The 23693-nt window shown below is 63.2% G+C and carries 23 protein-coding genes; 8 read left to right on the top strand and 15 right to left on the bottom strand.

What is annotated here, in order from left to right:
* Window position 1: 1 nt before the first annotated feature.
* From mnmE to hemJ, 3 genes are all read right to left on the bottom strand, one after another.
* Entirely contained in the window at window positions 2-1267 is a 1266-nt protein-coding gene (mnmE, locus tag ACOI1H_RS00820; protein ID WP_422434815.1) for a tRNA uridine-5-carboxymethylaminomethyl(34) synthesis GTPase MnmE, read from the bottom strand.
* Between the two features lie 28 nt (window positions 1268-1295).
* Window positions 1296-2570 carry a transcription termination factor Rho gene (gene rho / locus ACOI1H_RS00815; protein ID WP_422434814.1) on the bottom strand — a complete coding sequence of 425 codons (1275 nt, stop codon included), beginning with the start codon at window positions 2568-2570 and terminating at the stop codon, window positions 1296-1298.
* A gap of 120 nt (window positions 2571-2690) precedes the next feature.
* Entirely contained in the window at window positions 2691-3137 is a 447-nt protein-coding gene (gene hemJ / locus ACOI1H_RS00810) for a protoporphyrinogen oxidase HemJ (protein WP_422434813.1), read from the bottom strand.
* A 403-nt stretch (window positions 3138-3540) separates the two neighbouring features.
* On the opposite strand from hemJ, the gene ACOI1H_RS00805 reads away from it, so the two are divergent.
* From ACOI1H_RS00805 to dnaQ, 4 genes are read left to right on the top strand one after another with little or no spacing between them, the layout of a single operon-like run.
* Window positions 3541-4140 (top strand): Maf family protein, encoded by a 600-nt coding sequence (locus ACOI1H_RS00805; RefSeq protein ID WP_422434812.1) that lies wholly within the window; start codon window positions 3541-3543, stop codon window positions 4138-4140.
* Window positions 4137-4970, top strand: a complete 834-nt coding sequence (locus ACOI1H_RS00800; RefSeq protein ID WP_422434811.1) for a shikimate dehydrogenase — start codon at window positions 4137-4139, stop codon at window positions 4968-4970. The genes ACOI1H_RS00805 and ACOI1H_RS00800 overlap by 4 nt, the downstream gene beginning before the upstream one ends.
* Window positions 4967-5557: a dephospho-CoA kinase gene (gene coaE, locus ACOI1H_RS00795; RefSeq protein ID WP_422434810.1), complete on the top strand. Its 591-nt coding sequence runs from the start codon at window positions 4967-4969 to the stop codon at window positions 5555-5557. The genes ACOI1H_RS00800 and coaE overlap by 4 nt, the downstream gene beginning before the upstream one ends.
* The gene (gene dnaQ, locus ACOI1H_RS00790) at window positions 5550-6245 is read left to right on the top strand and encodes a DNA polymerase III subunit epsilon (protein ID WP_422434809.1); all 696 of its coding nucleotides are present in this window, start codon (window positions 5550-5552) and stop codon (window positions 6243-6245) included. The genes coaE and dnaQ overlap by 8 nt, the downstream gene beginning before the upstream one ends.
* On the opposite strand, the gene secB is transcribed toward dnaQ, so the two are convergent.
* Window positions 6242-6763 (bottom strand): protein-export chaperone SecB, encoded by a 522-nt coding sequence (gene secB, locus ACOI1H_RS00785; RefSeq protein WP_422434808.1) that lies wholly within the window; start codon window positions 6761-6763, stop codon window positions 6242-6244. The two genes, dnaQ and secB, sit on opposite strands and share 4 nt — an antisense overlap.
* 56 nt (window positions 6764-6819) lie before the next feature.
* A complete protein-coding gene (locus tag ACOI1H_RS00780; protein ID WP_422434807.1) occupies window positions 6820-7299 on the bottom strand; it encodes an FxsA family protein in 480 nt (159 codons plus the stop codon).
* A gap of 108 nt (window positions 7300-7407) precedes the next feature.
* Here ACOI1H_RS00780 and ACOI1H_RS00775 point away from each other — a divergent pair, with 108 nt between their 5' ends.
* The 3 genes from ACOI1H_RS00775 to ACOI1H_RS00765 are packed head-to-tail and all read left to right on the top strand — an operon-like array spanning window position 7408 to window position 9676.
* Window positions 7408-8070 (top strand): Tim44/TimA family putative adaptor protein, encoded by a 663-nt coding sequence (locus ACOI1H_RS00775; protein WP_422434806.1) that lies wholly within the window; start codon window positions 7408-7410, stop codon window positions 8068-8070.
* A complete protein-coding gene (locus ACOI1H_RS00770; protein WP_422434805.1) occupies window positions 8067-9098 on the top strand; it encodes a murein transglycosylase A in 1032 nt (343 codons plus the stop codon). Before ACOI1H_RS00775 ends, ACOI1H_RS00770 begins: the two co-directional genes overlap by 4 nt.
* On the top strand, window positions 9098-9676 hold the full coding sequence (locus ACOI1H_RS00765) for a Smr/MutS family protein (RefSeq protein ID WP_422434804.1): 579 nt from the start codon (window positions 9098-9100) through the stop codon (window positions 9674-9676). The genes ACOI1H_RS00770 and ACOI1H_RS00765 overlap by 1 nt, the downstream gene beginning before the upstream one ends.
* On the opposite strand, the gene ACOI1H_RS00760 is transcribed toward ACOI1H_RS00765, so the two are convergent.
* The 4 genes from ACOI1H_RS00760 to hslV are packed head-to-tail and all read right to left on the bottom strand — an operon-like array spanning window position 9659 to window position 13836.
* Window positions 9659-10879, bottom strand: coding sequence for an MFS transporter (locus tag ACOI1H_RS00760; RefSeq protein WP_422434803.1), 1221 nt, complete (start codon window positions 10877-10879; stop codon window positions 9659-9661). The genes ACOI1H_RS00765 and ACOI1H_RS00760 overlap by 18 nt on opposite strands.
* A gap of 37 nt (window positions 10880-10916) precedes the next feature.
* A complete protein-coding gene (hslU, locus tag ACOI1H_RS00755; RefSeq protein ID WP_422434802.1) occupies window positions 10917-12215 on the bottom strand; it encodes an ATP-dependent protease ATPase subunit HslU in 1299 nt (432 codons plus the stop codon).
* 2 nt (window positions 12216-12217) lie between these two features.
* A complete protein-coding gene (locus ACOI1H_RS00750) occupies window positions 12218-13282 on the bottom strand; it encodes a hypothetical protein (protein ID WP_422434801.1) in 1065 nt (354 codons plus the stop codon).
* Window positions 13279-13836, bottom strand: a complete 558-nt coding sequence (gene hslV, locus ACOI1H_RS00745; RefSeq protein WP_422434800.1) for an ATP-dependent protease subunit HslV — start codon at window positions 13834-13836, stop codon at window positions 13279-13281. Before hslV ends, ACOI1H_RS00750 begins: the two co-directional genes overlap by 4 nt.
* Before the next feature lie 100 nt (window positions 13837-13936).
* Between hslV and ACOI1H_RS00740 the strand changes: the two genes are divergently transcribed.
* Window positions 13937-14857: a hypothetical protein gene (locus tag ACOI1H_RS00740; RefSeq protein ID WP_422434799.1), complete on the top strand. Its 921-nt coding sequence runs from the start codon at window positions 13937-13939 to the stop codon at window positions 14855-14857.
* Between the two features lie 49 nt (window positions 14858-14906).
* Here the strand turns inward: ACOI1H_RS00740 and trxA are convergent, their stop codons facing one another.
* Genes trxA through tsaE form a run of 6 tightly spaced genes read right to left on the bottom strand, consistent with a single transcriptional unit; the run spans window position 14907 to window position 23657 of the window.
* On the bottom strand, window positions 14907-15227 hold the full coding sequence (gene trxA, locus ACOI1H_RS00735) for a thioredoxin (RefSeq protein ID WP_422434798.1): 321 nt from the start codon (window positions 15225-15227) through the stop codon (window positions 14907-14909).
* 36 nt (window positions 15228-15263) lie between these two features.
* On the bottom strand, window positions 15264-18644 hold the full coding sequence (addA, locus tag ACOI1H_RS00730; RefSeq protein ID WP_422434797.1) for a double-strand break repair helicase AddA: 3381 nt from the start codon (window positions 18642-18644) through the stop codon (window positions 15264-15266).
* Entirely contained in the window at window positions 18641-21571 is a 2931-nt protein-coding gene (addB, locus tag ACOI1H_RS00725; protein ID WP_422434796.1) for a double-strand break repair protein AddB, read from the bottom strand. Before addB ends, addA begins: the two co-directional genes overlap by 4 nt.
* Window positions 21564-22250, bottom strand: coding sequence for a nucleotidyltransferase family protein (locus tag ACOI1H_RS00720; RefSeq protein WP_422434795.1), 687 nt, complete (start codon window positions 22248-22250; stop codon window positions 21564-21566). The genes addB and ACOI1H_RS00720 overlap by 8 nt, the downstream gene beginning before the upstream one ends.
* Window positions 22247-23197 (bottom strand): aminoglycoside phosphotransferase family protein, encoded by a 951-nt coding sequence (locus ACOI1H_RS00715; protein ID WP_422434794.1) that lies wholly within the window; start codon window positions 23195-23197, stop codon window positions 22247-22249. Before ACOI1H_RS00715 ends, ACOI1H_RS00720 begins: the two co-directional genes overlap by 4 nt.
* The gene (gene tsaE / locus ACOI1H_RS00710; protein ID WP_422434793.1) at window positions 23190-23657 is read right to left on the bottom strand and encodes a tRNA (adenosine(37)-N6)-threonylcarbamoyltransferase complex ATPase subunit type 1 TsaE; all 468 of its coding nucleotides are present in this window, start codon (window positions 23655-23657) and stop codon (window positions 23190-23192) included. Before tsaE ends, ACOI1H_RS00715 begins: the two co-directional genes overlap by 8 nt.
* Between the last annotated feature and the right edge of the window lie 36 nt (window positions 23658-23693).

Genomic DNA, 23693 nt, shown 5'->3' with positions numbered 1-23693 from the left:
CTCACTTTCCGATGCAAAAACTGCTGAATATCTCGTCGAGAAGGTCTTCTACATCTACCCGACCAACGATCATGTCAACCGCACGCAAGGCTGCACGAATGTCATCGGCCAAAAGATCTGCCGAGGCGCCCAACCGCATTCCGTTCTGTACAGATCCAATTGCTAATGTGGCGGACTGAATGGCTTGGCGATGACGATCTCGCACTGCCAAGCCTGCCCCGACAGCGCGCGCCTTTAGAATTTCGGTGACGCGACCGACCATCTTGTCAACACCCGCCCCCGTCAATCCAGAGACGCCCAGACCCCCTAGGTCCGCCTTTGCCTGCAACACCAGATCGCCGTCGACTGGGGCAATGGGTGGTACGTCCCCAGCCTCCACCAAGAAAATGCGTAGATCAGCCGCACGCGCACGGTCTTGTGCAAGTTGCACCCCAAGTTGTTCAACTCGGTCCACAGTATCCCGGACCCCGGCTGTATCCAGAAGCGTCACTGGAAGACCAGCCAGATCCATCCGCACTTCAATGACGTCCCGGGTTGTTCCAGCAATTTCCGACGTAATCGCCGCAGCGCGTCCGGCAAGGCGATTCAGCAAGGTCGATTTTCCCACGTTCGGGCGTCCCACGATAGCGACCTCGAAGCCGTGCCGAATGCGTTCGGCGATACCCGCACCAGCTATTTCTCTGGTCATATCGGCAAGGGTGCGGGTCAACAGGATTGAAACTTCAGGATAAACGTCGATGGGCACGTCTTCATCAACAAAATCAATGGTGGCTTCGATCAGAGCAGCAGCCCGAATAAGGTCCGTTCGCCAACGTTCGGCGGTGTGTCCCAGAGAACCCTGGAACACCCGAAGCGCTTGCTTGCGCTGCGCCTCGGTCTCGGCGTCGATCAAGTCGGCAAGACCTTCCACCTGCGCAAGATCAAGCCGCCCGTTCTCCAGCGCGCGCCGGGTGAACTCGCCAGGCTCTGCCATACGGCCGCCCAGTTCTGCAACCCGGGCAGATACGGCCGCTACAACTGCCATGCTTCCATGCGATTGAAATTCCACGACAGTTTCGCCCGTGAAGCTGTGATTCTCTGCAAAATAGAGAACGAGTGCTTCATCTATGACAGCACCATTGGCGTCAAAAAGCCGTCTTACTCCGCGCGACGGGGGCAAATTCGACAGCATTGCCCCTGCGATTTCGACCGCTTCAGGACCAGAGATCCGGAATACGGCCACGCCCGCCCGGCCGGGTGCCGAAGCGAGAGCATAGATCGTATCCATCGCGTAACCCGTTGTTGGTTTGCAGATATCAGGTGTTCATCGAGTCGAAAAAATCGGCGTTCGTCTTGGTTTGCTTCAGCTTGCCGATCAGAAATTCGATCGCATCCGTCGTGCCCATCGGGTTCAGGATTCGACGCAGGACGTAGGTCTTGGCAAGATCGGCCTTTTCGACCAGCAATTCTTCCTTGCGGGTACCGGATTTGAGGATATCCATCGCCGGGAACACGCGCTTGTCGGCGACCTTGCGATCCAGAACGATCTCGGAGTTGCCGGTGCCCTTGAACTCTTCAAAGATTACCTCGTCCATCCGCGAACCTGTGTCGATCAGTGCTGTCGCGATGATCGTCAGCGATCCGCCTTCCTCGATATTGCGCGCCGCACCGAAGAACCGCTTGGGTCGCTGCAGAGCGTTCGCGTCGACACCACCGGTCAGCACCTTACCCGACGACGGCACCGTCGTGTTGAAGGCCCGTCCGAGGCGCGTGATCGAGTCCAGCAGAATCACCACGTCCCGCTTGTGTTCCACCAACCGCTTTGCCTTTTCGATCACCATCTCTGACACGGCGACGTGGCGCGAAGCGGGTTCGTCAAAGGTCGACGACACGACCTCCCCTTTAACGCTGCGCTGCATGTCGGTGACTTCTTCCGGGCGTTCGTCGATCAACAGGACAATCAGGTATATTTCCGGGTGATTCTTCTCGATGGAATGGGCGATGTTCTGCAACAGCACGGTCTTACCGGTCCGCGGTGGGGCCACGATCAACGACCGCTGGCCTTTGCCGATCGGCGAGACCAGGTCGATGATGCGGGCGGACCGGTCCTTTTTGTCGTGCTCAGCATCGACTTCCATCTTCAGCCGCTCATCGGGATAAAGCGGCGTCAAGTTCTCGAAGGCGACCTTGTGCTTGGTCTTTTCGGGATCTTCGAAATTGATCCTTTCGACAGTCTTCAGCGCGAAATAACGTTCGTTGTCATTGGGTTCCTTCATGGTCCCTTCGACCGTGTCACCCGTTGACAGCGAATACTGCCGGATCATGTCCGGTGACACATAGATGTCGTCCGGACCCGGCAGATAGTTGGCTTCGGGTGACCGCAGAAACCCGAAGCCATCCTGAAGCACCTCCAGCACGCCATCGCCGCCGATCAGCCATTCCTCATCCGCGCGTTCACGCAGGATCGCGAACATCATGTCGCCCTTGCGCATCGTCGACGCGTTCTCGATCTCGAGCTCTTCAGCCATCGACAGAAGGTCCTTCGGGCTTTGGGCCTTCAGGTCGGCAAGGTTCAAACGGTGTTCGGACATGGGTAAGGTTCCAGCGCCGCTCAGGGCGTTTCAAAGAGGTCAGGTCGGGAAGACGCAAGACACCCGGACGGGATGCGCGCCGTACAGTTAAGCGGCCCGCGATGCAAAGTCAACGACGGCTCAGAACGGCTTGACGATCACGGCGATGACAGCCACGACCATCAGGAGCGTCGGCACCTCGTTCGCGATGCGATAGCTGCGACCGGACCGCGAGTTCTGACCTGCCGCAAACTCGCGCCGGCGGGCCGCCATCCAGATATGTGCGGCCGTCATCGCGATCACGGCCACGATCTTCGCCCATCCCCAGACCGCACCAAAATCCAGGCCACCCATCGCGATCAGCAGCAGACCGCAGACCCAGGCGGTGATCATCGCCGGATTCATGATGACGCGCAGCAACTTCAGTTCCATCACACGAAAGGTCCGATCAAGCTCTGATCCCACAACGGCCTTTTCTGCATGGTAGACGAAAAGTCGGGGAAGATAGAACAGGCCTGCCATCCAGGCAATGACGGCCATGACATGCAGAGCCTTGATCCACGTGTAATACGGCGCGAGCCATTCCATGATCTTATCCCCGTCCGCTGTCCTCGCCTCTTTAAAGAATAAAGAGAGAAAAGAAAGATGATGATGATTTAGGGAGGCCCAGAATCTGTGGATCAAAATTCCATGGACAGACTTGTCCCCAACTGATTTGACTGAATACGATCAAGCGGAACATACCATCAAAAATATAAATGATTTATTTCAATGATTTGCGTCGTTAAGTCCGGAATAATAACACCTCATTAACACTTGACTCCATCGTCAGCTTGAACTTGTGCACACACCCTACTTGTTCGTTCCCCACGTTAAGAACTTGTTCATCAACGTGAAGGTTATCCGAACCGTCACGCCGCACTTGCGTCGCATCGCCTGACGCCGCAGAAAGCCACCGTTGCCGTCCCGTGGTTGTCCCGGAGTTGTCCACATGCCTGATGCCATCATTCTGGCCAGCGGCTCTGTCATGCGCGCGACGCTTCTGCGTAACGCCGGTGTGGCGTTCACCGTCCAGCCGGCCCGCGTCGACGAAGACGCCATGCGCGACGCGCTGATTGCCGACGGCGCTTCGCCACGCGACATCGCGGATGCCCTGGCCGAGATGAAGGCGGCCAAGGTGTCCACCCGCAACCCGGACGCCCTCGTGATCGGCTGCGATCAGGTGCTGGCCCACCGCACAGCCATTCTGTCAAAGCCCGCCGACCCCGACCAGGCCGTTGCGCAATTGCAGGCCCTGCGCGGTGACGTGCATCAACTCCTGTCGGCCGCCGTCATCTATCAGGCCGGCAAGCCGGTCTGGCGGCACGTGGGCGTCGTCCGTCTGCACGTGCGCGACGCCTCGGACGCCTATCTGCAGGACTATGTCACCCGCAACTGGGACGACATCCGCCATTGCGTCGGGGCCTATCAGATCGAGGCTGAGGGGGTGCGGCTCTTTCATCGCATCGAGGGAGATTATTTCAACATCCTCGGCCTGCCTTTGCTGGAGCTCTTGTCTTATCTCGCGCTGCGCGGGACATTGACCGCATGATGCGCCCTGCAGTTCCCCTCGCCGGTGTGATCGGCAATCCCATCGGTCATTCCCGATCGCCGCTGATGCACAGGCATTGGCTCCGTCGCTATGGCATCCGTGGCGACTACGTCCCGCTTCAAGTGGCCGAAGGCGATCTTGAAACGGTGGTCCGCGCCCTGCCTCGCATGGGGTTCGTCGGTACGAATGTCACCCTGCCGCACAAGGCTGCCGTGATGCGGTTTACGGATCATCTGTCGGATCGCGCGATTCTGATTGGTGCCGTCAACACGTTGATCTTTCGCGAGGATGGTACGATCTATGGCGACAACACGGACGGCTACGGCTTCATGGCCAACGTTCGGCAAGCTGTGCCCGACTGGGACCCGAAGGCCGGTCCGGCCGTTGTTCTCGGGGCTGGAGGTGCCGCGCGGGCGATCATCGTGGCACTTGCGGATGCTGGCGTGCCAACGATCCTCCTCTCTAATCGCACGCGCGCCAAGTCGGAGGCGTTGAAGGCCGAATTCGGACAGCGGATCAAGATTGTGGACTGGGTGCAGGCTGGCAACGTGATGGAAGATGCCGCCATCGTCATCAACACTACATCCCTGGGCATGACCGGCCAGCCAGAGCTTCGCGTGCCGCTGGATGGGCTTCAGCCGAACACGATCGTCACCGATATCGTCTATGCGCCGCTTCAGACATTGTTTTTGCAGAGAGCGGCGGCGATGGGCTGCGTTACCGTGGACGGCCTGGGCATGTTGTTGCATCAGGGTGTGCCGGGGTTCGAGCGGTGGTTCGGCAAGCGACCAGAGGTCGACGACGCCCTGCGGGCCGCTGTTCTTTCATGACCCATCTGCTGGGACTGACCGGGTCCATCGGCATGGGCAAAAGCACGACCGCCCAGATGTTTCGCGATGCGGGCGTGCCCGTCTGGGACGCCGACGCCACCGTTCACCGCCTTTACGCCGCCGGCGGATCGGCGGTCGACCCTATCGCGAAGATATTTCCCCAAGCAGTGATCGACGGTGCCGTGTCCCGCCCGGCCCTGAACGAGATTCTGCATGCGGATGACGGCGCATTGAAAACCCTCGAAGCTGTCGTACATCCGCTGGTGAAAGCTGAACGCGATGCCTTTATCGCGGATCATGGCAGTGACCTGATCGTCCTCGACATCCCGCTTCTGTTCGAGACGGGGGCCGACGGGTGGCTTGATACGGTTCTTGTCGTGACAGCCCCGCCAGAGGTGCAGGCGGCCCGCGTCCTGGCCCGGCCCGGCATGACGCAAGCGACGCTTGACCTGATCCTGTCGCGCCAAATGCCTGACGCCGAAAAGCGCGCCCGCGCCGATGTGGTGATCGAGACTCTGACACTGGACGCGACCCGTCAGGCCGTGCAAAACCTCATCTTCGACCTGACGGGGAAACAACATGCGTGAAATCGTTCTGGACACCGAGACCACCGGTTTCGAGCCTGAAGACGGCGACCGCATTGTCGAGATCGGCGCGGTGGAATTGGTTAATCACATGCCGACGGGCCGGACCTATCACCAGTACATCAACCCGCAACGCTCAATGCCGCAGGGCGCATTCGAGGTGCATGGGTTGAGTGAAGAGTTCCTGCGCGACAAGCCGGTTTTTGCCAGCATCGCGCAGGATTTCATCGATTTCATTGGGAACGACGCAAAGTTGGTGATCCACAACGCCGCCTTCGACATGAAATTCCTGAATGCGGAGCTTGGGTGGGTGAACAAGCCCCTGATTCCGCTGGATCGCGCCCTCGACACGTTGGCCATTGCGCGGCGGCGGTTTCCGGGCTCACCGGCCTCGCTGGACGCTTTGTGCCGCCGGTTCGGGATCAACAATGACGCGCGGACGCTGCACGGGGCGTTGCTGGACAGCGAAATCCTGGCGGAAGTCTATCTGGAGCTGATCGGTGGCCGGCAGCCTGACTTTGCGCTGTCCGCCCAGTCCGGCAAGGCATCCGCGACGGATACTTCGGCGCAGTGGCGACCGGTTCCCCGTGAAACACCCCTGCCCCCGCGCCTAACGGCAGAAGAAGCCGCCGCCCACGATGCCTTTGTGGCCAAGTTGGGCAACGGCGCGGTGTGGAAAAAGTTCGCCTAGTTGATCGGCTGGTCGGCCTGCGCCTTCTTCTGCGCTTCGATCTGGGCCGCCAGCTTTGCGCGATACAGTGCGACATAGTCGAACTGTTCAAGGTTCAGTGACTGGAATCCGCCTTCGCGGGTCAGATCTGCGACCAGCTTGCGCAGGTAGGGAAAGACGAGGCGCGGGCATTCGATCATCAGGAACGGCCCCATCTGTTCGTCGGGCACGCCGGAAATCTGGAACACGCCGGCATAGTCGATCTCGAGCACGAAAAGAGTTTCGCCCTTTTCCTTGGTCTTGCTGGTGATGTTCAGCTTGGTGATGACCTCGAACTGATCCTCTGCCCCGCGCTTGCGGGCATCGACATCGACACGGGCCTGAATGTCGGGCGTCGCATCGCCGGTGATGCCTTTTTGGGCCAAAATGTTCTCGAACGACATGTCACGCACGTATTGCGCGACGATACGGTTCGTGACCACAGGCGGCTGGGCGGGCTGCTGCGGGGTCTTGGCTTCGGGGGTCTCATTATCGGCCATCGGTTTGTCTCCTCAACACGGGTTGGGGCTGGACATATCAGGCGACAGCCGTTTGCTCAATGCCGGGTCCAGCCGGAGGGGCCGTGCGTCGGTCGTTTTTCAGGGTCGATCGTCTCGAATTCTCCATCGATGACGCGATCATCCGGATGTGCCGGTCGTTGCGGCTGCGGCCCCATCTCGAACTGCGTAAAGCGAACCCGCGCCTTGATCGCGCGAAAGACGCGCGCACGGATCGCCGGCACCAGCAGCGCGAAACCGCAGGCATCGGTAAAGAACCCGGGCGTCAGCAGCAGCGCACCGGCGAACAGGATCATCGCACCATTGGCCAGCGGTTCCGCCGGGTCCTGCAAGGTCGAGAACGACTGTCGCAGCCGCCCCAATTCATGGGCCCCCTGCGTGCGGACAAGCCACGACCCGAGGATTGCTGTAGCCAGCACGATCAGAAGTGTCGGCCACAGCCCGATCAATCCGCCAACCTGAATGAACAGGGCGATTTCGATCAATGGCACGGCGACGAAGGCCAGAAGAAGTCGCATATCGGGTCCTTTGGTCACGGAGACGGGCGGACAGGTGGACTTGACCCCCTGTGCCACCTACATAGGAAAGACAATCGACGGTTTCCAGCCGCCCGGAAAGAGGATCCCATGAACGCACCCATCATCCAGTTGCTTGTCCTTGCAGGAATTGCACTGTTCCTGATCCTGCGGCTGCGGGGCGTACTTGGCACACGCGAGGGATTTGAAAAGCCGCAGATCCCCGCCGATCAGGCACGTCCCGACCCCAGACGCGGCAATTTCGAAGTGATCGATGGCGGTCCCGATCGCGACATCACCGATCACGCCAAGGACGGCAGCGATACGGCGCAAGCCCTTGCCGCGATGAAGCGCGTCGATCCGACCTTCAATGTGACGCAGTTCCTGACGGGTGCCCGGTCCGCCTACGAAATGATCCTCATGGCGTTCGAACATGGCGATCTGGACGAGGTGAAGAACTTCATCTCGCCCGACGTCCATGACGCGTTCGAGCAGGTGGTTCACCAGCGCGCCGATCAGGGGCTGACGGTCAAGGCGACCTTCGTGGGTATCAGCGATCTAAGCCTGAAAGAGGCAACCTTCGATCCGGAAACGAAAGAGGCCGAGATGACGGTCCGCTTTACCGGCGAAATGACTTGGGTGGTGCGCGATCACGATGGCGATATCGTCGATGGCGACGCCAACGCGATCAAGCGGCAGAAGGACGTCTGGACCTTTGCCCGGGTGATGGACAGCGCCGATCCGAACTGGCGGCTTGTTGCCACTGGCGAATGATCGCAGGTCTGGCGCGGACGGCCCTCGTGGCCCTTGGCATGACGGGGGCCGCGATGGCTGAACCGGGCTACACGTTCCTTGAATTTGCAGATCTCGACGGCTGGGCCGACGACGATCACGCGGCGGCGCTGGACGTCTTCACCCAGACCTGCGGCGACATTCCGCGCCCGGACTGGGCGCAGCTCTGTGCCGTGGCCAAGGATGGCCCGGCCGCCCGCGACTTTTTCGAGACCTTCTTTCAACCCGTCCTGATCGAAGACGGCACCCCGATGCTGTTCACCGGCTATTACGAGCCCGAGATCATCGGCAGCCTGACCCCGGACCAGGTTTACCGCTATCCCATCTACCGCTTGCCGGATGACGGCACCGAAGGCGTGTTCAGCCGGCGCGAGATCGAGGAAGCTTTGCCCTATGCCGAACGCGGCATGGAGATCGCGTGGCTGTCGGATCCTGTCGATCTGTTCTTCTTGCAGGTGCAGGGATCGGGTCGCATCCGTCTTCCCAGTGGTCGGGTGATCCGCGTCGGCTATGCCGGCAAAAACGGGCGCGATTACACATCCATCGGGCGGGCGCTGGTGGACCGCGGTGTCTTTACCCTCGATCAGGTGTCGTCGCCGGTCATCCGTCAATGGGTCAAGGACAATCCGGAGGAAGGCCAGGCGCTGCTCTGGCTAAACGATTCCTACGTCTTCTTTCGCACCATCGATCAGGTGCCTGCCGACAAAGGGCCGCTTGGCGCGATGAACCGGTCGATCACGCCGATGCGCAGCATTGCCGTCGATCCGGCGATCACGATCCTTGGCGCGCCGGTCTGGATCGAAAAGGATGGCGTCGTCCCCTTGCGCCGCCTGATGATTGCGCAGGATACCGGTTCGGCCATCAAGGGGGCGCAACGCGCCGACGTCTATTACGGCACCGGTGATGCGGCAGGCGAAGCGGCGAGCGCGGTCAAGGATGGCGGGCGCATGGTCGTGCTGATGCCGATTTCCTATGCGCTGGCCAAGGTCAGCGACCCGCTGGCCTACTGATGCGACGGCCCCGGCACCTGTCACCTGACGACAAGGCGGTTTGGGATCATGTCCGCCAGCAGGTCAAGCCGCTTCACCCGCAGACTCGTGTGAAACCTGCCCCGGTCAGTGAACCGCCGCCGAAGAAGGTGGTGCCACGTCCGCCCGTGGCACCCTTCGACATGGGCGCAAAGGCCGACATCATGCGCCCCCACGACATTCTGCCGCCTCTGCGCGAACGGTTGCGGTCAGCGCCCGTGGCGATGGACGCCAAGAACTTTCTGCGCATGAAGGCGGGTAAGCTGAAGCCGGAAGGCCGTCTTGACCTGCATGGGATGTATCAGGACGAGGCTTATCCCGAACTGATGGCCTTCATCCTGAATGCGCAGGCCTCGGGCAAGCGGCTGGTTCTGGTCATCACTGGAAAAGGGCGCGTGTCCGATGGGTGGGCCCCCGAGGGGCGCGGCGTGTTGCGCCGATATGTGCCGCAATGGCTGCAACTGGCACCCTTGGCCCAGGCCGTGCTGGAGGTGCGCCCAGCCCATCTGAAACACGGTGGCGACGGCGCCTATTACGTCTATCTACGCCGTCGCAAGTGACCTTCGTGCCGTTGTGACGCCGATTGTCGCGGCAATGGCTGCGAGGACAAAGAACACCGCATAGCCCCACATTTGCGCGGGGAAATCAACGCCGTAGTCGATCAGCACGCCTGACACGCCCGGCCCGATGGCCGATCCAAAGACCATGATCGCAGCAGCGGCGGCCTTGATCGACCCGATGTGACGGGTGCCAAAGAACTCTGCCCAGAATGCCGCCGGCAAGGTCGATTGCATCCCCTGCCCGACGCCTATCACCAACAACGCGACCCCAGCGGCAAACAGGCTTTGCGCCCCGGCCATCAACGCGAATCCGGCGGCGAACGGCACCATGTAGAACGGTACGATCCGCCCGGTGCCGAACCGGTCGATGGCCCAGCCGGTGCCAAAGGTCGCGGCGATGATGACAACGGTATAAAGCGGGAACAATGCGACGAAGCCAGCCAGCGGCCAGCCCTTGACGGCTGTCAGATGCACCTGCTGAAAGAACAGCGCCGTGCCCCAGGCAGGCGGTCCCATCAACGCGGGCACCATCAACCAGAACAGCGGATGCCGCAGCACCTGCCCCCGCGTCCAATGCAGCCCGTTCATGCCGGCGGCCTGTTCGTCTTTCGCCATGCTTTGTGGCGTGCGTTCCTGCCGCAGCAGAACGGTCATCAGCGGCACCGTCAGCAGCACGATCCCGGCGGCCACGACCCAAAGCGTGCGCCAGTCCCATGCCATCAGAAGCGCCACGAAGACGATCGGCAGCACAGCCTGCCCGACAGCGAACCCCATCGACGCAATCGACAGCGCCTTGCCACGCGAGGCCGTGAACCACCGCGCCATCGCGACGACGGCCAGATGCGACGACATCCCCTGCCCGAACAGACGCAGAAAGAAGATCGCCAGGACCAGCAACCCCGCGTTGGGCACAGCAGCCATGAACAGGCAGGCGGCGGCCAGGGCCAGCAACACGACCGTCCCCAGCGCGCGGACGCGGAACCGATCCACCAGCGCGCCAGCCCAGACCATCGCAATCGCAGAGGCCGTCGTGCCAAGGGTGTAGATGCCACCCCATTGCCCGTCGGTCAGGCCAAAGTCGGCCATGATCTGCCCGGCAAAGAGCGAGATGAAGAACGTCTGACCGTAGGACGACGTCGCGGTCAGGGTAAATCCCGCCAGCAGGAACAGCCAGTTGGCGCGAACAAAACGAAGGAAGCTCATGCGCCTTGTTCGCGCCGGACGTCGGGAAAGAAAAGCCCTAAAGCACGTAGCGTGACAGGTCGGTGGACCGCGACATCTCGCCCAAGTGCTTTTCGACAAAGGCGGCGTCGATCACGATCTCTTCGCCACCCCGGTCCGGCGCGGTGAAGGACAGGTCCTCGAAAACACGCTCGATCACGGTATAAAGCCTGCGGGCACCGATATTCTCGACGCTTTCGTTCACCTGTGCCGCGATTTTTGCCAGTTCTGCAATTCCGTCGGTCGAGAACGAGACCGTCACACCTTCAGTCTGCATCAATGCCGAGTATTGCAGGGTCAGGGCGTTGTCCGTCTCTGTCAGGATGCGCACGAAGTCCTCTTCGGTCAGCGCCCGCAGTTCGACCCGGATCGGCAGGCGACCCTGCAATTCCGGCAGCAGGTCAGACGGTTTTGCCACATGAAACGCGCCGGAGGCGATGAACAGGATATGGTCGGTCTTGATCGGCCCATGCTTCGTGCTGACGGTCGTGCCTTCGATCAGCGGTAGCAGATCGCGCTGCACGCCTTCGCGGCTCACGTCAGCACCGCGCGCATCGGACTTGGCACAGACCTTGTCGATCTCGTCCAGGAACACGATGCCGGATTGCTCTACCGCTTCCAGCGCGGCCTTGGTTACGGATTCGTCGTCCAGCAGCTTGTCCGCTTCGTCCGCGATCAGCGCGTCATAGCTGTCGGCGACCGTCATCCGCTTTTTCACCGTGCGCCCGCCGGACATCTTGCCGAACATGTCGGCCAGGTTCATCATGCCCGGCTGCTGGCCGGGAATTTCGAACCCGCCAAGGGGGTTGGAGGTGTCCTTCAGCTCAAGCTCGATCACGGTATCGTCCAGCAATCCGTCGCGCAGCTTCTTGCGGAACATCTCTCTTGTGCCTTCGCGGGCGTCCTTGCCGGCGACGGCGGTGACGACGCGTTCCATCGCCGCATCGACCGCCTTGGTCTTCACGTCCTCGCGCATCCATTCGCGGGTTTCCACGATGGCGCTTTCGACCAGATCGCGGATGATCTGTTCGACATCCCGACCGACATAGCCGACCTCGGTGAATTTCGTCGCCTCGATCTTGATGAAGGGCGCCCGTGCAAGCTTGGCCAAACGGCGCGAAATCTCGGTCTTGCCGACGCCCGTGGGCCCGATCATCAGGATGTTCTTGGGATAGACCTCGTCGCGCAGGTCGTCGCCCAGCTGCTTGCGCCGCCAGCGGTTGCGCAGCGCCACGGCGACGGCGCGTTTCGCGTCGTTCTGGCCGATGATGTAGCGGTCCAGTTCGGACACGATTTCACGGGGGGTCAGATCGGTCATGATCAGTCCTTTGTCAGCTGGGAAGGCGGCAGTCGGTCGAGGGGCAGCACCCCCGTCAACGGTCGCAGGAGAGTGGCGCGGATCGGTTGCCAGAACGCGCCAAGGAGGAGGAGAACGATTCCAAGCAGCAGGATCGGCAAGGCCGCACTGTCGCCACGGAACACGGTGAACGACAGCGCGACGATATAGCCGATGGCCGCGATCAGGAACGATCGCCGGTCGATGATGATCGCGACGATGGCAAACAGCGCGAGGATCACCAGCAGGATCAGGTTCGCCGTGCCGCCTTGGTCCAGTAGCGACAGTGCCACCGTATTCACGAGGGCAGGGGCCGCGACGACGTGCAACCAGAAGCCGTTCGCCGACCTGCGCGTGACACGGTGCGGGTCCGACATGTCGAAACGCATGGCGACGGCAAAGACTGCGAGGCCGAGGATCAAGGTGACCCAGGCAAAGGGACCGCTGGCGGACAGCTTGAACATTTCTTCCCACGCGGCCGGCGACCCACGCGCAATGGCGGCCAGCAGGATGCCGATGACAAACAGGCCGATGGCCACGATCGCCAAGGCAAAGGGGACGCGGAAGCGCGCCCAGTAGGCCAGCACCGCCAGCGTCGCGCAGACGGCAGGCCAGGGCAGGCTGGTGAAATCGTTCTGCGCGACCATGAAGGGCTGCGCCAGAAAGATGCCGAAACTCATGATTGCGGTCAGCGCGAACATGATCGACAGCGCGATGGCTGGTGCGACCATGCGGCGACGGACCACGAAGTATTCCGACAGCGCCCAGACAAGGGCAGCCGTGACCAACCCGGTCAAGGCTCCACCACTCCGGTTGCCCAGCCCGATGAACACTCCGACGAAGGCGACCCAGCCGGACGACAGGATTACCAGACCCACGCCGATGAAGATCTCGTTGAAGCCCTTGAACAGTTCGAAGGGCTCGTCGCCCGCACTCAATCCTTCGCGCGCACCGCGGCGGCTGTCGGCGAGCGTCGCCAGCGTTGCCGCCTGCGCCTCGCTGATGACACCGGCAGCCGTGGCGGCGCGCAGGTCGTCGCGGTCGATCATCCCTGGATCGTTTCGATGGTCAGGTTGCCGTTGGTATAGACACAAATGTCCGACGCGATCGCCATCGCCTTGCGGGCGATCTCTTCGGCGTCAAGGTCGCTGTCCATCAAGGCCCGCGCTGCGGCGAGGGCGTAGTTGCCGCCTGATCCGATCGCCGTGACGTCATGTTCGGGTTCCAGCACATCGCCCGCGCCGGTGATGACGTACAGATCGCGGCCGTCACTGACGATCAGCATCGCTTCGAGCTTTTGCAGATACTTGTCGGTGCGCCAGTCCTTGGCGAGTTCCACGCAGGCGCGCTGGAGTTGTCCCGGCGTCGCCTCCAGTTTCTTTTCCAGCCGTTCGAGCAGGGCAAAGGCGTCGGCGGTCGATCCGGCGAAGCCGCAGACGACATCCGTTCCCTTGATGGCCAGTCGTCTTACCTTGCGGGCGGTGCCCTTGATGACGGTCTGGCCAAGGCTGACCTGTCCGTCGCCGGCGACGACGACACGGCCACCCTTGCGCACACCGATGATCGTGGTCCCGTGCCAGCCGGGGAAGTCTTCGCGGCTCATGGGAACCTCCTGTCTTGTTGCAAGGGGTATATGGACGCCATAGCTGCACGGGACAAGGTCGGCCCTTGATCGCCGCAGGGCCGCGCCCTAGCGTCCGGTGATGGATCAGCCCGGCGACGTGACATTCTACCTTGACCCCGGCCTGCTGCAAAGCGCCCGCGATGGGCGGCATAATTTTATCGCTTTGGTCGCGAAAACAGTCTCTGACGCCCGACTTCGGGTCTTTTTCGAGGCGAATTCCGATGCCGCGCGGCGTGCCTCTGAACGTCGGCCCGGTTATGCGCTTTTCCACATGGACGATCCGACCCATCCCCGCGCCCTGACCATGCGCCGGTCCTACTTCTATCCCTTCTGGCAGATTGAGACGTCGGCGCGGCGCTGGGAATGGAAGGTCGCCTTGACCCCCTTCAAGCCGGAGGAGGTGGACGCGGTCGAGGCGCAGAAGTTCTTTGGATTCTGGCGCAAACGGCTGTTTCCGGATGCCAGCGACACGCCCGCGCCCCACGGTCCGATCTACATCCCATTGCAGGGGCTAGTCCGCCAGCATCGGTCGTTTCAGTCTTGCAGCCCGGTCGAGATGATCGCCCGCACCGCAGAGCGATTTCCTGATAGCGACGTCATCGTGACCTTGCACCCGAATGAAAGTTACGAGGCCGCCGACCACAAGGCGCTGGAAACGCTGGGAAAGGCTTACCCCAATGTGAACGTCAGCCGGCGCGATATGGTGACCTGTCTGAACGCCTGCGAGATGGTCGTGACGCAGAATTCCTCGGTCGCGCTGGCGGGCTTCTTCTTTCGCAAGCCTGCCGTCCTGTTCGCGCAGGTCGACTTTCACCACATTGCTGGAAACGTGCCGCGGGACGGCGAGGACAAGGCCTTTGCTGCCCGGCGCAATTCCGGTGGATTCGAGTCGTACATCTGGTGGTTTCTGCAAGAGATGTCGATCAACGCGGGACGCCCGCAGGAGGAAGTCACAACCAAGATCCGCGGCGTCCTGCGTCGACACGGCTGGCCGGTCTGAACGAAAAAGGGCGCCCCGAGGGACGCCCTTCAGCATTTTGAAAAAGCGATCAGATCGCGCCTTCGATCCAGCCCTTGATGGATGCCTTCGGGGCGGCGCCGGCCTTGTTCGATACGACTTCACCGTTCTTGAACACGAACAGCGCCGGAATGCCGCGCACGCCCATCTGGGCGGGGGAATTCGGATTGTCGTCGACGTTCACCTTCACGATCTTGACCCGGCCTTTCATCTCTTCCGAAATTTCTTCCAGCGCCGGGCCGATCTGCTTACAGGGGCCGCACCATTCCGCCCAGAAGTCGACGACGACGGGAATGTCGGACTGGCGCACTTCGGCATCGAAGGTGGCGTCGGTGACGGCGGTGGTAGCCATGGGGCTTCTCCAATAGGATTATGTCAGGGCTGGAACCTATGAACGCGCCTGCGGAAGGTCAAGGCTCGACCGGGCGAGGGCGGCAGAGGTGAGCGCCGCTGGCAGGTCCATCAGGGTCGCGGTACGGGTCCAGAGGATCGCGGTGCGGATGTGACGATCAGGGTAGATTTGCGCCAGTGCTGTGGCATAGGCCCCCATCTGGCGAAGCAATCCTTCCGGCACGTCATCGGCACCGACGGGCGTGTTGCGGTTGGTCTTGAAATCCACTGCCGTCACGGTGTCGGGCGTCACGATCAACCGATCGATGCTGCCGTGCATCCGGCCAAGGGAGGGCAGATCGGCGGTCACACCGACCTCGGCCAGCGTCTCGGGCGCGTAAAGCGCTGACAGATGTGCAGCGTCGATCAGTCCCAGCGCCGCGTCGATCAGGTCGTCAGTCTGAACCGTGTCCGCCTCGGGGTAGGCCGCGATCAGACGTTGGCCGACAGGGCGGCGGTCCACGGCGGGCAGGGCGGGCAGATGTTCCAGCAGCAGATGGATCAGGCTGCCCCGGATCAGGGATGCCGCATCGCCATCGTCGAATTCCCCGGCAATCGTCTTGTCGCCGCCCAGGTTCGACGGTGAAAGCGATTCTGATCTTAGCACCTCGGGTAAGGCCGCCAAGGCTTCGGCAGGTTGCCGGGCCATGCGCGGGGCGGGACCGGGCAGGACCGCCCCCGCGTCCCAAGCCCCGTGTTCGACCCGCTGTATGGCAAGATCGCCCGCCAGGGCGCCGAACGCGCCGGCCTGTTCCATGCCCTCGGCCACGATGTCGTGCCAGGCGGTGCCGGACTTGCCCAGATCGCCGGCCGCCCCGACGATCAGCCAGCTTTCCGCGCGGGTCATCGCGACGTAAAGCAGCCGCAGACGTTCGCGCGCCTGTGCCGCCGCCAATGCGTCATGGCGGCCGGTCATGGCGGCTGGCATCTCGGCTTTCGCACATTTCCACAGTGGCGCGTCGCCCGGCAACACCTGGTTTTTCACAAGGTTCGGACGTTCCGCGGTGTCGGGCAGGATCACGATCGGTGCCTCCAGCCCTTTGGCACCATGCACCGTCATCACGCGGATCTGGTCGCCCTGCGTATCAACCTGTCGTTTGACCGTCAGGTCGTCCGTGTCCATCCACGTCAGAAAGCCGGTCAGGCTTGGCGTGTTGTCGGCCTCGTAGGCCAGCGCCTGCGCAAGCAATGCGTCGATGCCGTCTTCCGCCTCTGCCCCTAACCGCGCCAGCAGGGCCTGTCGTCCGCCATGCCGCACCAACATCCGCGCGATCAGGTCGTAGGGCCGCAGGAAATCCGCCTGGTCCAGCAGGTCGCGGATGATGGCCTTCGTGTCGTCGAACCCCGTTGCCTCGCGCAGGGCGGGCCACAGAAAGCTGCCCTCCGGCCTGCGATGCGCCAGCGTGAACAACTGCTGTTCGGTCCCGCCGAACAAGGGCGATCGGAGAGCGGCGGCAAGCGAGAGATCATCCTCTGGCAACGCAAGGAACCGCAGAAGCGCCGCGATGTCCTTGACCGCCAATTCCCCTCCCACGCGCAACACGTCCGCACCGGCGATGGGCAGATCCTGCTGTTTGCAGGCGCGGATCAGTTCGGGAAAAAGCAGCGTCTGGCGGCTTTGCACGAGGATCAGAACGTCACCCGCCCGCACCGGGCGGCGGGCATAGGTGTCACCTTGCCGGACTGGCAAGGTCTCTTCCAGGATCATGCGCTTGATCTGTTTCGCCACGCGGTCGGCCATCTGCACCAGATGGTGATCGCTGCTGACCTCGTTTACCGGCTTCAGCCAGTCGTCTTCGGGATCGTCCTCTGCCTTTTCCGGGCTGATCACCGGCCAAAGGTCCACGCGCCCCGGCATTCCGGTGTTGAAGGCGATGTGCTGCGCCGCATCGCCCAACCCTTCGGCCCGTTCCCGCACGAAGGTTTCGTCCACCACGCGCAGGATTGCGGTGGAGGACCGGAAAGAGTGGGCCAGCGTCCGGGTCTGCAAGGGGTCTTCGATCTGGCGTAGCGCGGCGTCGAAGTAGCCGCGCATCCGGTCGAATTCCGCCGGGTCGGCCCCCTGAAAGGAATAGATCGACTGCTTCTTGTCACCCACGACAAAGATCGTGCGCCGTGCGTCCCGCGCTCCGTCGCCGCTGACGAATTCGCGCGTCAGGTGCTGCACGACGGCCCATTGCCCCGGCGAGGTGTCCTGCGCCTCGTCCACCAGCAGATGATCGATGCCGCCGTCCAGCCGGAACAGCACCCACGCGGCGACGGCCTTGTCGGTCAAGAGATCGCGGGCCTTGCCGATCAGGTCGTCGAAATCCAGCACGCCCAGCGCTGTCTTTTTTCTCGCATAGGCGTGGACGAAGACGTGCGCGAAACGGTGCAGCGCCACGGAGCGATCGAAGGCCATCAATGCCTGACGATCTTCGCGCAGGGCGGCGACGGTCTCCATCAGGCCGTTCAGCGCGTCGGTCAGGTCGGGGTGGACGGTCTGGATTGCCTTCGTTGGAAATTTTCCGATCTTGGGGCCAAAGGCTGCAGCCGCCGTCTCTCCGAACAGAAAGACACCTTCCAGCGTCAACAGGTCGGCGACGGTCGGCCGGGTCAGATTGACGCCTGCCAACCTGTCGGCGGCCTTGTTGTCGGTGACGCCCCCGGTGCGACAGGCGGGGATCAGATCGCGAATGATCTCGGTCGTGTCGGGATTGAAGACGTCGGCCAGCAGCCTGTCCATCGTCTGCCCCGGCGCGATCCCAAGCGTGTCACGCAGCACAGCCTCGTCGACGGGGCGGGCGAAATCATTGGCACGGTTGGTGATCTCGCGCACCAGCTTGTCGATCTCGCCGCCACCGAAATATCGCAGCACCTCGGCCAGCAAGGGTGCGTCGGAGGACAGGGCGATGGCGTCCAATACCTCGCCACGCATCAGGACGGCGGTGCGATCCTCGATCTCTCGAAAGTTCGGACTGACCCCGGCTTCCAGCGGAAAACGACGCAGGATGCTGGCGCAGAAAGAGTGGATTGTCTGGATCTTCAGCCCGCCCGGCGTTTCGATGGCGCGGGCGAAGAGGCGGCGCGCGGCGGACAGCTTTTCGGGCGCGATGACACCCTCGACGCCAAGGTCCGCAAGGTCCGCGCGCAAGGGCGTGTCGTCCAGCATCGCCCAGCCGCCGAGCCGTTTGAACAGGCGGTTCTGCATTTCGGCGGCGGCGGCTTTGGTGTAGGTCAGGCACAGGATGTTCTGCGGGGACACGCCTTCCAGCAGCAGCCGCGCCACGCGGTCTGTCAGCACGCGGGTCTTGCCCGATCCGGCATTGGCCGACAGCCATGTCGACAGGGTCGGATCGGCGGCCGTTACCTGATTTTGCGTCGCATCGTCGCGGATCATTCCAGCACCTCGCGCATGGCCGGGTCCGCGTCCGTCCATTCGCCGTAGCGTGACAGGTGATCGTAAAAACTGCCATAGCTGGTCAGGGCAGGCGCCCGGCGGGCGACATAGCCCCAGTCGGCGGATTGCGTCATGGTCAGAAAGGTCTCAAGCTCTGCCCAGACCTTCATCGGCGGGTGATCGTCCAGCGGCGCGGGCACCGTCTTCATCGCCGCGTTGAAGCCAAGGAAGGCAGCACCTGCGACGCTCTGTGTGCCGATCGTTGCAAAGGCCCCGCGTTCGACCATCGCGGCCTCCAGCAGCAGCTGCTTGTCAAATTTCGCCTGCTGCTTCACCGAGGGGATCGCGCCGGTCTTGTAGTCGTAGATCATCACACCGGCACCTGTCTCGTCCATCCGGTCTGCCTTGCAGGTCAGCCGCATGCCGGGGCCGGGCACGTCGATCGCGCCCCAGGCCTCCAGCTCCAGCATCCGGCCCTGCTGTTGGCGCAGGGCCTCTTCTGCCAGAAAACCGGGGGCGAGGGCGCGCAGTTGCGTCAGCCATTGCAGGCGCACGGTCGGCCAAGGGCAATGCACGTCCAGCACCGCCACGGCCACGGTCAGGAATTGATCGACGGCATCCTCTGCCGCCGCGTCGGGGCGCAGGGCGATGAACGTTTCGAGGATTTCGTGAAAGACCGTTCCCTTCATCGGGGCATCCGCATCCGCCAGCAGCGGATCAAGGGCCCGCAGGCGCAGCACCTTCTGCGCATAGATCGCGTAGGGGTCGCGATACATCGTCTTGATCTGCGTGACGGAAATGTCCCTGGGCCGTGCGGCAACAGGCGGGCAGGGGGCCGGACGCCTTGCGCGATCCACAGTCGTTGCGGGCGCGGAAATCGCGGCGGCGCGCGCGATCCAGGCGTCACCCCGGTCGCGCATGGCGGTCAGCGCCTCTGGTCCATTCTGGCCGGGCAGGCCCGCCATCAGGTTCGTCAGCCGGTTGACCCAGCGCGACGGCACGGTTTCCGCATCGGCGCTGCGACGCGACCGCGTGATGACCACCTGCGGGGCGCAGGCCGCTTGCTGGTAATCATGCGCCGACAGACCGATCTGGCGTTCCGGCAGCAGCAGGCCGGCCTGTTGTCGCAACGCGCGGTTCAGCCAGGGATCGGGCTTTGGTGTGCCGGGCCAGATGCCGTCGTTCAACCCGCCCAGGATCACAAGGTCCGCACCGCCAACCCGCGCCTCGAGCGTGCCCCAGATCAGGATGCGGGGGTCAGTCGCCTCTGGTTCGCGCACCTGTCCCTGCGCCAGAAGGGCCGCGAACAATGCGGCGTAGTCGCGCAGGTCCATGTCGCCGCCCGCGTCGGCATCGCGGGCAAGCGCGTCGCAAACACCCTTTGCCGCGCGACCGGGGGCTTGCAAGAACAACTCTCCGGTGCCGGTGCCAGTGGGGCCGGCGGCCAGCATGTTGACCGCCGCCAGATGCGCGTCCAGATGGGTGGCAATGGGCAGGGTGCCGTCATGCCCGAGAAGGTCGACGATGCGACCGACCCAGGCGGCCCAATCCGCCTGACTCGCCTGCGGGTGCTTCAGATCGGCGACCCAGTCGGTCACGGTGGCAGGGCCGATGTAGGGTGGACCCTTGCGCCGCAGCCGCAACTCCAGTTCCCGCGTCCACAGCAGGTGCTGGTTGCGGTCGGGGCTGGCGGTATGGGTCAGCGGATGTTTCAGCAGGACCAGCAGCGCCTCTGCCGTGACGGGTTGGCCCATCGTGCGCACGACATGCGTCAGCAGACGACCCGGCGCAGACAGGGCCAGCGGCAGACCGGCGCTGTCGTCCGGCCGGATCCGCCAACGGTCAAGCGCCGCGGCAACCTGCCGGGTCAGCATCCGGTCCGGCGTGATGAGGGCGGCAGTCAGCCCCTCGGCCGCCGCCTGCCGCAGGCGCAGGGCAATGGTCTCGGCCTCGGCACGGGGGCTGTCGGTTTCGATCAGCGTCATCTGCGCGGTCGCGTCGCGCAGGTCGCCAAGGTCCGCACCTTCCGTGCGCCATTGGTCCGTGACGGGAGCAGGGCGCAGGGACAGGGAAATCAACCGGTTACGAGCTGCATAGGGCGGCGGGGCAGGGGTCCAGTCCACGATGTCGCCGGCCCTCAGGTCCAGCGCCGACATCAGCCGCGCAAACCGAAACTGCGGATGATCCTCGTGGTGTAGCTGCTCCTCCATCCCGGTCCACACGGGTTGCGGCATGTCGCGGTCAAAGCCGGGCAGCACCACCGCCCCCTGCGGCAATCGCGCGACCGCCTGCATCAGCAAGGCCGTGGCACCGCGCGATCCGGTCGATCCCGCAACGATGACTGGGTCCGTCGGCGGCGTGCCAGCCCACCGCGCGATCATCGCGTCGATTACCAGACGCTGCCGGGCGGCCACGTCGGGCGTGTCGATCCCAGCGCCAAAGTAGTCCCGCAGGATGTTCAGGAATTGCAGCGACCGTTGCCAATGGCCCGACTGGTCGCTGACATCGAGGTTCGCAAGCGTGTGCGGGTCGACGCCTTCGCCATGCATTTCGTCCATCAGCGTGGCAAGGCTGTCGGACAGGTCGTAAAGCGCTGACCGTGGCGCGATGCCGGGTGCTGCATCAAGCAAACGGCTGACGGCACGCGAAAGCTCCAGCCGTCGCCGCAGCGGTGAAATCGGCGCAGGCACCCCGGCCAGCGTGCCTTCAAAAGCGAGGTCGGTGACGAGTTGCACGCGGGGCAGAAGACGCGCCGGTCCGGCATCGAACACCTCTCGGATGCGCCGCTGCATCCGAGAAGTGTTCACGAAGATGCGCACGCGGCTCAGGTCATCGGCGCGATCGGTCAGCCCCTGCACAAAGACCTTGGCAAAATCGATGCCCGGTTGCAGGCCGAAAACGCGCGGCTGGTGGGCCGGGTCAAACATCGGCGCAGTCCAGCAAAGTCTCGGCCAGCGCGATGCTTTCGGGTCGACCGACATCGCACCAGACTCCGTCGTAGATCACGCCGAACAGCCCGCCCCGCGCCGCCATCGCGTCCCACATCACGTTCAGCGAAAACACGTCCTGCGGCACGTCCCCCAGGCGGTCCGTGCGGATGATCTGCGCGCCAGTGTAGATGGCCCCGGGTGCGCGGGTCAGGCGGCCGTCGGCACCGATGCTGAAGTCGCCTTTGCCCGTGTGACCCACGGCATCTGCCGGTGGAACCAGCAGCAGCAACGCCTCCATGTCCGGTCGCCATGCGGTGGCCAGCAGCGACAGCGGATTTTGTCCGCGCCAGACGGCGTCGGTGTTCAGCGTCATCACAGGGCCCTGGCCCAGCAGCGGCATCGCGTGCCGCAGGCCGCCGCCCGTGTCCAGCAGCAGCGCGTCTTCGGACGAGATCGCGATGTGTTGACCGGAAAGATGCTGGCGCACCATGTCGGCCAGATAATGCACATTGACGACCTTGGGTCCGACGCAAGACACCTGCGTCAGGTCAAGCGCATGATCCAGCAAGGTGCGGTCGCCGACGGTCATCAGGGGCTTTGGCCGATGGTCGGTCAACGGTGCCATGCGCGTCCCCAGACCGGCAGCGAAAAGCATCACGGGAAATCGGTCGGTCATCGGCGGTCCTGCGGTCGGGGGAGCATGGTCACGACGATACGCCGCAGATCGGTCAGCGCCGGATGGTCCAAGTCGGCCAGCAACTGGTCCCAGACGCGCGGCAACATGTCCGCATAGCGCGGCTTGCCGCGTGCATCAAGGCGGGCAAAGACGCCCAGAATGCGCAGGTTGCGTTGCGCGCCAAGGGTGGCAAGCTGCGCCGCGAGGGCATCGGGATCGATCCCCACGGCAGCGGCAAAGCGCGCCGTCTGACGCGTCACCTGTGCGGCGGACACGGTGCGGCGGATGTCGCGCAGCAATGATGCAAGGTCATAGCCGCGGGGTGCGACGAAGGCGTCCTGAAAATCCAGCAGCCCGATCCGGTGAAGGCCCGCAGCCTGGGGCTGCCAGATCAGGTTCTCGGCATGGTAGTCCCGCAGGGCGAGGTGGCTGGCCGTCGGTGCATGTGCCGCAAGGGCGTCGCGCATTGCACCGACAAGGGGGGCAGGGTCGCAGGGGTGATAGGCTTCGGCGGTGATCGCGACCATCTCTGCGCCGACCCCGGGCGTCATGACTTTCAGACCGGGTGGCGGCGTCAGGCGATCCAGCACCACAAGTACGTCGACGGCCGCATCGTAAAGAATGTCCTCGGTCACGTTGGCGGCCGCGGCGGCCACGGTTTCAGGCCCAAGATCATCGATCAGCAAAAGGCCCTGTGGCACATTGCCATGCAGCAGACCGGGAGCCGACAGGCCGTTGGCGATCAACCATTGCGCGATGGCCAGGAAGGGCGTCACGTTCTCTCCCGTGGCGGGGTCCGCGTCCATCAGGATTGCCGTGCGGCCCGCTGGCCCGGTCAGGCGCCAGTAGCGGCGGGCAGAGGCGTCGCTGGCCAGCGGAAATGCCTTCCAATCCTGCCACTGTGTGCCGGACAGGAATCGCGACGTGCGGAGACCCCGATCAGACATGCAGATCGCCCAGCCGGTCCTGCCATGCGGCGCTGCCTGTCAGGTGCAGGACGTGATGGTCGGGGAAGGCGGAAAAGTGGCACAGCAGCGCCCCTTTCGGCGCATCGGGGCCAAGCCTGTCAGGCCATTCGATCAGGCAGATCGCCTGTGCAAAGGCGTCATCCAGACCAAGCTCAAGCACCTCTTGCGGGTCGGTCAGGCGATACAGATCGCAGTGCCAGATCTCTGCATCGTCAGCCACATAGGTCTGCACGAGGGTGAATGTCGGCGATGGGACATCCTCTTGCGGCGATCGCAGGCGGGCGCGGATCAGGGCGCGGGCGAAAGTCGTCTTGCCGGCCCCGATATCACCTTCCAGCAGGATGGTGTCGCCCGCCGTCAGACGCGGTGCCAAAAGGCCGGCCAGCCGTGCGGTCGCATCGGCATCCGCCAGCGTCAGACTAAGAAATGAGGGCGACATGCCGGCTAGACTAGATCACCGGACCGGCGCTGCAAG

It is taken from the genome of Loktanella sp. DJP18 (assembly GCF_049310965.1).
In the GTDB taxonomy this organism is placed as follows: Bacteria; Pseudomonadota; Alphaproteobacteria; order Rhodobacterales; family Rhodobacteraceae; genus Loktanella.
This window is presented reverse-complemented; position numbering and strand designations above follow the sequence as displayed.